The sequence below is a fragment of the Thioalkalivibrio denitrificans genome, assembly GCF_002000365.1.
Classification (GTDB): Bacteria; Pseudomonadota; Gammaproteobacteria; order Ectothiorhodospirales; family Ectothiorhodospiraceae; genus Thioalkalivibrio_A; species Thioalkalivibrio_A denitrificans.
Window position 1 is genome coordinate 4,828 of the sequence record NZ_MVBK01000054.1, and the last position, 6,992, is coordinate 11,819.

Consider the following 6,992-nt stretch of genomic DNA (forward strand, 5'->3'; position numbering starts at 1 on the left):
CCCTCTGGAAGGATGAAGGAGGAAGGATGAAGGTTGAATGAAACCACCCTCACCCCGGCCCTCTCCCTGAGAGAGAGGGGGACCACCATTCATCCTTCATCCTTCATCCTTCATCCTTCGCCCGAAGGGCGTGCTCGTCGTCACTTGACGACGAGGACCGCCACCTCCGCCCGCCCGATCACCCGCTCCGAGACGCTGCCCATGAGCAGGCGCTGCAGGCCGGTGCGGCCGTGGCTGCCGACCACGATCAGATCCGCGCCCTGGCGAACGGCCACATCAACGATCACCTCGTCGGGACGGCCCTCTTCCTGAACGCCCGTCACCTCGATGGGATCGTCCCTGAGCGCCTCGCGCACGCGGTCGATGGCCGCGGCCGCCTCGAGGCGACGCTCCTCGCTGTGCCCGGGGACATCCACGGACACAACCGTGAGCGGGAGCTTGCAGCTACGGGCCAGATTGGAAGCGGCTACCGAGGCGGCGTCGCCCAGGCGTGATCCGTCGGTGGCCACCAGGATGCGTTTCTCGGGCATGCGCGCGTGGCAGGGCACAACCAGCACACTGCACGGCGCGTGGCCGATGACCTTGGCGGTGGAGTCGCCCATCATCAGACGCGCCAGGTCGCTGCGCGTGCGCCGTCCGATGACGATCACGTCGGCGCGGACGTCCTCCGCCGCGGCCACGGTCTCGAGGTAGGGGTCCGTGCCGTGACGCAGGATCGTTTCGCACACCACGCCCTTGTCGCCGCAACGCCGACTGAAGGCCTCCAGAAAGCCCCGAGCCGCCTCCGCCTCGGCCTCCACGCGATCCGGCGCCATGGCCTCGTATTCGGGATTGGTGATCACCACCCGCAACAGGTAGAGCCGGGCGCCGCACTCGCCGGCCATGCTCAGGGCCACCTCCTGGGCGCCCTCGCTGAATTCCGTCCCGTCGGCGGCCAGCAATATGCGCTCGAAACGGCCGACAGGTGAGAGACTCGCAGCCATGGGTTGCTCCTGAGACTGTCCGTTGCCCTAACCCGCCGGATGCGCGGCCCCGGCGGCTGTGACCAGCCGCACGGACCGCATCCGCCCGAAGGAAAGGGATATAGAGCGAAATGTAGCAGGCCGGGAGCCTGTCGGACACCGGCGCGGGCACGGCCCGGCTTGGCTTTGGTGCGCCCCGGTGGGATAATCTCGTCTTTTTTGCGGGATTTTCGACCTCCCTGACCACCCTCCCCCAAGACCGATCATGCCAGAGACCGTCTCCCTCACCCCCGAAATGATGGTGGTCCTCGGACTACTGGGTTTCACCATCTTCCTGTTCGTGTCCGAGATCGTCAGGGTCGACGTGGCCGCGGTGTCGGTCATGGTGCTGCTGGGACTGCTCAGCCTGGTGCCCGGTCTGGGCGGCGTAGCCGATACGCACCGCCTGTTCGACGGTTTTGCCAGTAACGCGGTCATCTCGATCATCGCGGTGATGATCATCGGCGCGGGGCTGGACAAGACCGGGGTCATGAGCCGCGTGGCCTCTTTCATCATGCGCATCGGCGGCGCCACCGAGAAACGCATCATTCCCTTGATCTCGGGCACCGTGGGCGTGATCTCGAGCTTCATGCAGAACGTGGGCGCCGCCGCGCTGTTCCTGCCCGTGGTCTCGCGTGTATCGGCGCGCACGGGGCTGCCCATGTCGCGCCTGCTCATGCCCATGGGGTTTTGCGCCATCCTGGGCGGCACGCTGACCATGGTGGGTTCCAGCCCGCTGATCCTGCTCAATGACCTGCTGCCGGCGGACATGGAGCATTTCGAACTGTTCGACGTGACGCCCATCGGCCTGGCCCTGGTCGCCACCGGCATCGTCTACTTCGTGTTGCTGGGCCGCTTCGTACTGCCCAAGGTCAGCACCGACGGGACCAAGGGCGAAGGTGCCGTGGACTACTTCCGGCGCGTCTATGGCCTGGACTACTCCATCCGCGAATTCCGCCTACCCGCCGAGCACCCGCTGTGCGGCAAGACCGTGGGCGAACTGGAGCGCGGTCACCACGTGGTGGTGGTGGGCACGCTGGTGGGCGAGGATCTGCGCGTGGAGCCCTGGGCGGGCTACACCATCGAAGGCAACGCACAGCTGGCCATACTCGGGCGCCCGGAGCGGCTGGACGAGTTCGCCGCGGGCACGGGCATCGAGGCCAAACGGCACCTGGACGTCTTCGCGGACGTGCTGGCGCACACCAAGTCCGGCATCGGCGAGGTGGTCATTCCGCCCGACTCGGGACTGGTCGGCAAGACCGTCACGGACGCTGCCATGCGCAAGATCTACGGGCTTTCCGTGCTGGCCATCCATCGGGGCGACGAGACCTTCCGCGAGGGCCTGAGGGACATTCCGCTGCAGGCCGGCGACACACTGGTCTGCCACTGCAGCTGGAACTCGCTGGCGCGCGTGGAAAAGGACCGGGACTTCGTGGTGGTCACCAGTGAGTACCCCCACGAGGAACTGCGCCCCCAGAAGGTGGGATACGCGCTCACGTTCTTCATCGTGGCGCTGGCCCTGATCCTGTTCACCGATCTGCGTCTTTCGGTGGCCCTGCTGGTGGGCGCCGTGGGCATGATCCTCACCGGCGTGCTTGACATGGACGAGGCCTACAAGGCCGTGAGCTGGAAAACCGTGTTCCTTCTCGCCAGCCTCATTCCGCTGGGTGCTGCGGTGCAGGATACCGGTACCGCGGCATGGATTGCCCAGGAGACGCTCTCCCTGCTGGGCGACGTGGCCCCATGGATCCTGCAGGCCGCCATCGCCATCCTGGCGACTTTCTTCACGCTGGTCATGTCCAATGTCGGCGCCACTGTGCTGCTGGTGCCCCTGGCCGTGAGTATCGCCGTGGCCGCCCAGGGGCTCGGGATGGACGCCGACCCCCGGGTGTTCGCCCTGACGGTAGCCATCGCCACGTCGAATTCGTTCCTGATTCCCACGCACCAGGTCAACGCCCTGATCATGGGCCCCGGCGGCTATCGGGTGAAGGATTTCATGAAGGCAGGCGGCATCATGACGGTGCTTTTTCTCGTCGTTTCCCTGATCATGTTGAACCTGATTTTCTAGAGATCATGCCCCGCACGAAGAACGGGGCCGGAACTCAATCCAATTTCACGACAGCAAGGAGATCTGACCCATGTCCAGAAAACACCCGATTGTCGCGGTGACCGGATCCTCGGGAGCCGGCACATCCACCGTCAAGCGTGCCTTCGAGCACATCTTCCTGCGGGAGAACGTCAATCCCGTGATCGTCGAGGGCGACAGCTTCCACCGCTTTAATCGGGTGGAAATGAAGGACGCCATGAAAAAGGCGGAAGCAGCAGGCAACAACCACTTCAGCCACTTCGGTCCGGATGCCAATCTGTTCGACAAGATCGAGGAACTGTTCAAGACGTACGGCGAGACCGGCGGCGGCAAGAAGCGCTATTACATCCACAACGATGAAGAGGCGGCACATCACAACGCCCGGCTCGGCACCAGCGTGAAGTCCGGCGAGTTCACCCCCTGGGAGGACATCCCCGAGGGCACTGACCTGATGTTCTATGAAGGCCTGCACGGGCTGGTGGTGAACGGCGAAGTGAATACCGCCCAACACGTGGATCTGGGCGTGGGCGTGGTGCCCATCGTCAACCTGGAGTGGATCCAGAAGATCTTCCGTGACCACGGGGAACGCGGTTATACCGCCGAGGCCATCGTCGACACCATCCTGCGCCGCATGCCGGACTACGTGAAATACCTCACGCCGCAGTTTTCGCTCACGGACATCAACTTCCAGCGTGTGCCCACGGTGGACACCTCCAACCCCTTCATCGCCCGCGACATCCCCACACCGGACGAGAGCATGGTGGTGATCCGCTTCAGGGATCCCAAGAAGTTCGGTATCGACTTCCCCTACCTGCTGAACATGCTTCACGACTCGTTCATGTCGCGGCGCAACAGCATCGTGGTGCCCGGCGGCAAGATGGGGCTGGCCATGGAGATCATCCTCGCCCCCATCATCAGCGACATGATCGAGAAGAGTCGCACCTGAGCGCGTGGGCGCCGCACCCCGGTCATCGGCCGGGGTGCGCACGTCCGAACGACCCTACAAGCGCAGGGTCAAGACGCATACCGAGCCTGCCATTGCTATTATCAGCGAAGACACTGAGTCGAAGGACCACTCATGCGCTTCTTCCTGAGACGGCGACAGGGTCCCAAGTGGCTGCGCCAGCAGTTTCTGGATCGATTCATGGGCCGCACGCTCATTGTGCACCGCGGCCTTCCCCCTGAATGGCTCGACGAACTGCTCAAGCAGCCGGGGGGCGGTGGTCATTTCCGTATTGATGCCCGCAGGGTGGACCAGAAGCATCCCACACCCATCGAGTGGTTCGTGCGCGACCACGTGCTCCCGCTGGCCCTGCCCATGCCCGTACTGGTGCAGGTGGGACAGGGCTTCATCCTGCTGCGTCACCTCACCCGCAACGAACAACCGGTGCACCCCGGCGAGATCCGGTGGTTCCTGGATGAAATGGACACACGCCACCACATGCGCCTGCGCATCACACACGACGAGTTCGTACCGGAGCCAGGGATCCCGTCGGCCGACAATGAGGCCCGGTCGATGACGGAGCATCGGGGCCTGTGAGCCAGGGCAGTCCCTTTTCCGTTGCCTGCGCCGAAGGGGCGGACGCGGATGCCCTTGCCGCCGCCCTCAGCGCCCGCCTCATACCGCCCGACGGGGGTGACGCCCTGGGATTTCTCTACGTCACCGATGCCCTGGCGCGCCAGCTTCCGCAGCTGCTCTCCGCACTTCGCGAGGGCACCGGCGTCCCGCACTGGACCGGCAGCGTGGGCGTGGCCCTGTGCACAACGGGGCGGGAGATCTACGACCGGCCCGCGGCCGTGGCCATGATCGGCGGTTTCCCGAAGGGCAGCACGCACATCCTGCCCGTGCTGAAGGACAGCGACGCGCCGCTGGCGTCGCTGCTGGCCGAATGGCGTGAACCTGCACGCTTCGGTGTCCTTCACGCAGATCCCGGCAACCCCCGCACGCCGGACCTGATCGGGCAGGTGGGCGAACGCACCGGCCTGTTCTGCGTGGGGGGCCTGACGTCGTCCCAGGCCGACGACCTTCAGATCGCCGGCGAGGTGACCCGGGGCGGGGTCTCCGGCGCCCTGTTCGGCGAGTCGGTGCAGGTGATCACCGCTCACACCCAGGGCTGTACGCCCATCGGCCCGGCACACCGCATCACGCAGGCCACGGGCAATGTGTTGATCGAACTGGACAATCGTCCGGCCCTGGACGTGTTCCAGGAGGACATCGGCGAGGTGCTCGCACGCGACATGCAACGGGCCGGCGGTTTCATCGTGGCAGCTTTCCCCGTGGAGGGCTCCGACACCCGCGATTACCTGGTGCGCAACCTCGTCGCGGTCGATACCGGCCAGAAACTGGTGGCCGTGGGCGACCGGGTCCGGGAAGGCGGCCGGATCATGTTCTGCCGGCGCGACGCCAACGCCGCCATGGACGATCTGCGGCGCATGCTTGCCGACCTGCGCCATCGGGCACCGGAGGGGGCCCGCGGCGCACTGTACTTTTCGTGCCTGGGCCGCGGCCGCCACCAGTTCGGCGACGACTCCCGGGAACTGCGCACCATCAGCGAGGAACTGGGCGACATCCCCCTGGTCGGATTCTTCGCCAACGGCGAAATCTTCCACAACCGGCTGTATGGCTATACGGGTGTGCTGACGTTGTTTCTCTGAAAGGCAAACATCCAACGCAAAGGCGCTAAGACGCAAAGAGCGCAACTTTCCTGAGGCGCCGCTACGCGGCGTTAACACGAATCAGACCCTTTGCGCCTTTTGCGTCTTCGCGCCTTTGCGTTGAAGGCTTCTTTCCTCCGGAGTCCACATGGAAAAACGTAAGCTCGGCAACATCGACGTGAGCGTGATCTGTCTCGGCACCATGACTTGGGGCGAACAGAACACGGAGGCGGAAGCCCACAGTCAGCTGGATCTTGCCCTGGAACGGGGCGTGAATTTCATCGATACCGCGGAGCTCTACGCCGTGCCGCCCAGGGCGGAGACGCAGGGCCTCACGGAAACCTTCATCGGCAACTGGCTGAAGCGCACGGGGCGGCGGGACGAGGTGGTCCTGGCCTCCAAGGTGTCGGGACCGGGGGAATGGGTTGAATACATCCGCGGCGGGCCGCGCCTCGACCGCGCCCACATGACCGAGGCGCTGGAAGGCAGCCTGCGCCGGCTGGGCACCGACTACCTGGACCTCTACCAGATCCACTGGCCGGCGCGGCCCACCAACTTCTTCGGCAAGCTGGGCTACGAGCATCAGCAGGACCCCGACGCAACGCCCATCGAGGAAACCCTGGAAGTCCTGGACGGGTTCGTCCGCCAGGGCCGCGTACGGCACGTGGGCATCTCCAACGAGACGCCGTGGGGCACCATGGAGTACCTGCGCCTTGCACGCGAACGCGGCTGGCCGCGGGTGGTGAGCATTCAGAATCCCTACAGCCTTCTCAACCGCAGCTTCGAGGTGGGGCTGGCGGAGATGGCCATTCGCGAACGGGTGGGTCTCCTGGCCTACTCGCCCCTGGGGTTCGGGGTGCTGAGCGGCAAGTACCTGGACGGCGCCCCGCCCAATGCCCGCATCACGCTGTTTCCGCGCTTTTCCCGTTACAGCAACGAGCAGGGCGTGGCGGCCACCCGCGCCTACGTGGAACTGGCCCGCGCCCACGAACTCTCGCCCGCCCAGATGGCGCTCGCCTTCGTCAACTCCCGCCCCTTTCTCACCAGCACCATCATCGGCGCCACCACCCTCGAACAACTGGAGGAGAACATCGCAAGCGCCGATCTGACGCTCTCCGACGAGGTGCTCGAAGCCATCGAGAACATCCACCTGAGACATCCCAACCCATGCCCTTGAAAGGCAGTGGCAAGTGGCAAGTCTCAAGTGGCAAGGACCCCCTCCCCAACCCTCCCCCGCAAGCGGGGGAGGG

At 65.2% G+C, this 6,992-nt stretch carries 6 protein-coding genes; 5 read left to right on the top strand and 1 reads right to left on the bottom strand.

Features of this window, described 5'->3' with window-relative positions; translation table 11 throughout:
• Positions 1-140: 140 nt before the first annotated feature.
• Entirely contained in the window at positions 141-983 is an 843-nt protein-coding gene (locus tag B1C78_RS09635; RefSeq protein ID WP_077278951.1) for a universal stress protein, read from the bottom strand.
• Positions 984-1,227: 244 nt separating this feature from the next.
• On the opposite strand from B1C78_RS09635, the gene B1C78_RS09640 reads away from it, so the two are divergent.
• The 5 genes from B1C78_RS09640 (at position 1,228) to B1C78_RS09660 (ending at position 6,919) form a co-directional block, all read left to right on the top strand.
• A complete protein-coding gene (locus B1C78_RS09640; protein ID WP_077278952.1) occupies positions 1,228-3,069 on the top strand; it encodes an SLC13 family permease in 1,842 nt (613 codons plus the stop codon).
• 70 nt (positions 3,070-3,139) lie between these two features.
• Positions 3,140-4,033, top strand: a complete 894-nt coding sequence (locus tag B1C78_RS09645; RefSeq protein WP_077278953.1) for a phosphoribulokinase — start codon at positions 3,140-3,142, stop codon at positions 4,031-4,033.
• Positions 4,034-4,165: 132 nt separating this feature from the next.
• Positions 4,166-4,627, top strand: coding sequence for a hypothetical protein (locus B1C78_RS09650; RefSeq protein WP_077278954.1), 462 nt, complete (start codon positions 4,166-4,168; stop codon positions 4,625-4,627).
• Entirely contained in the window at positions 4,624-5,742 is a 1,119-nt protein-coding gene (locus tag B1C78_RS09655; protein ID WP_077278955.1) for an FIST signal transduction protein, read from the top strand. The genes B1C78_RS09650 and B1C78_RS09655 overlap by 4 nt, the downstream gene beginning before the upstream one ends.
• A 148-nt stretch (positions 5,743-5,890) precedes the next feature.
• Positions 5,891-6,919 carry an NADP(H)-dependent aldo-keto reductase gene (locus B1C78_RS09660; protein WP_077278956.1) on the top strand — a complete coding sequence of 343 codons (1,029 nt, stop codon included), beginning with the start codon at positions 5,891-5,893 and terminating at the stop codon, positions 6,917-6,919.
• The last annotated feature ends 73 nt before the right edge of the window (positions 6,920-6,992 follow it).

Bases quoted from the DNA above. Each gene is read 5' to 3' on its own strand.
- B1C78_RS09635 (WP_077278951.1), bottom strand. From the start codon at position 983: ATGGCTGCGAGTCTCTCACCTGTCGGCCGTTTCGAGCGCATATTGCTG.
- B1C78_RS09640 (WP_077278952.1), top strand. From the start codon at position 1,228: ATGCCAGAGACCGTCTCCCTCACCCCCGAAATGATGGTGGTCCTCGGA.
- B1C78_RS09645 (WP_077278953.1), top strand. From the start codon at position 3,140: ATGTCCAGAAAACACCCGATTGTCGCGGTGACCGGATCCTCGGGAGCC.
- B1C78_RS09650 (WP_077278954.1), top strand. From the start codon at position 4,166: ATGCGCTTCTTCCTGAGACGGCGACAGGGTCCCAAGTGGCTGCGCCAG.
- B1C78_RS09660 (WP_077278956.1), top strand. From the start codon at position 5,891: ATGGAAAAACGTAAGCTCGGCAACATCGACGTGAGCGTGATCTGTCTC.